1 protein-coding gene is annotated in these 1,959 nt (G+C 38.6%); it reads right to left on the bottom strand.

Translation table 11 applies throughout. The features are described from left to right. Positions 1-459: 459 nt before the first annotated feature. A partial coding sequence (locus ACP6PK_RS08045; RefSeq protein ID WP_426559160.1) for a hydantoinase B/oxoprolinase family protein occupies positions 460-1,959 on the bottom strand: 1,500 nt, incomplete at its 5' end.

Genomic DNA, 1,959 nt, shown 5'->3' with positions numbered 1-1,959 from the left:
TTCTTTTGACGCGCCGATTTTTTCAGGAGCTTTCTAAAATGAAAATCTTTGTGGCTTTTCACTTTATGTTTCTTCTGCCAAAAATCCTAACTTTTTGATAACTCAAGCTTCAAAATTTGCACTTTTTTTCAGTCTAAAAAAGCTCAATCTCTTATCTGTCAATGCTTTTACATTTGATAGGCAAGCCATAATTAGGGTTTGCCTATCAAACCAAAACACTTGTTAAATAAAGGTTTGAGCCTTTTTAGAACCTGGAAAAATTACCAAGTTTTCCATCCCCAACCCTCAAAAAGTGAGAATTTTGGGGTGACTATGGCAGAAAAATCAAGAAACAATTATTCCTCCTGCTTTCTCTGTCTTCCCACCTACCCCAGACTCCCCACATTCTCCAGACTTTACTTTTTTCAGCAGCCTAAATATAGTAAGAATTTAACTTCGCACCTTCTAACTTCGCACCTTCTAACTTCTGACTTCACCATTTCCGGCACCACCTGGAGTTTCAATCACAAACACATCTCCTACATTCATTTCCACAGTACCAATACCCCCCAACTCCTCAACTTTCCCATCACTCCGTTCCACATAATTTTTCCCCACTAAACCATCACCCCCACCATTCAAACCAGGGGGAGAAACGACGCGATGACCTGATAATATTCCGGCAGTCATCTTTTCCAAAAAACGCATTCGCCGAATTACTCCATTACCACCTTTATATAAACCTTCACCCCCACTGCCAGAACGTATAGTAAAACTTTCCAGTAATATCGGAAAGCGCCATTCCAAAACTTCCGGATCGGTTAACCGGGAGTTGGTCATGTGAGTATGTACTGCATCAGTGCCATGAAAGTTTATACCTGCGCCGGAACCTCCACAAATAGTTTCATAATATTGATATTTACTATTACCAAAGGTGAAATTATTCATGGTTCCTTGAGATGCTGCCATTACTCCTAAAGCATTATATAAAGTGTCAGTAATTATTTGGGAAGTTTCCACATTTCCTGCCACAACTCCAGCGGGATATTTGGGGTTTAACATACTAGCTTCGGGGATGATTATTTCTAATGGTTTGAGACAACCAGCGTTGAGGGGAATATCATCATCAACTAGGGTACGAAAGACATATAATACTGCTGCTTTACAAACTGCTTTTGGTGCATTGAAGTTGTTGGTGAGTTGGGGAGATGTTCCTGTGAAGTCAATTTTTGCTGTGAGATTTTTTTGGTGGAGGCTGACAGAAACTTGAATTTTATTACCGTCATCTAGGTTGGATGTGGATTTTTTTTTGGTAAGTGATGAAGAAAGTTTTTTGATGGCTTGACGTACTGATGCTTCTGCGTTTTCTTGCACGAATTTCATGTAAGCTTGTACGATTTCTAAGCCATAATTTTCTACCATTTTCTGAAGTTCTTGTACGCCTTTTTCATTGGCAGCTATTTGTGCTTGTAGGTCTGCTATATTTTGGCTGGTATTTCTGGCAGGATATTTGCTGGATGTGAGGATGTTTAATAGTTCTGTTTCTTGGAATTTTCCGTTTTTGACGAGTTGGAAATTATCGATTAATATTCCTTCTTCGTCTATGGTTTTACTATGGGGAGGCATGGAACCTGGGGTAATGCCACCTATATCTGCATGATGTCCGCGAGAGGCAACATAAAATATGGGATTTGGTATTTTTTCTCTGTTTTCAGGGGAAGTTAGGGAAATATTTGTATCAGATGAAATTTCCTCAGTGGAGTTAGTTTCAGTCAAAATATTTGTCTGATTTTCTTCTATCAAATTTTCATTGTTAGGAGGGTTTGCTGACTTGAAGTTTTGAGTAGTAGACTTATCTCCTAAAAGGATATTTGTCTCGGATAAGGTTTCTGAAGGGAAGTTAGGTTCGGGAAAAATATTTAGGGAAATATTTGTCTGATTTTCTTCTATCAAATTTTCATTGTTAGGAGGGTTTGCTGA

It is taken from the genome of Dapis hubbardiae BLCC-M172 (genome assembly GCF_050016015.1).
In the GTDB taxonomy this organism is placed as follows: Bacteria; Cyanobacteriota; Cyanobacteriia; order Cyanobacteriales; family Microcoleaceae; genus Trichodesmium.
This window is presented reverse-complemented; position numbering and strand designations above follow the sequence as displayed.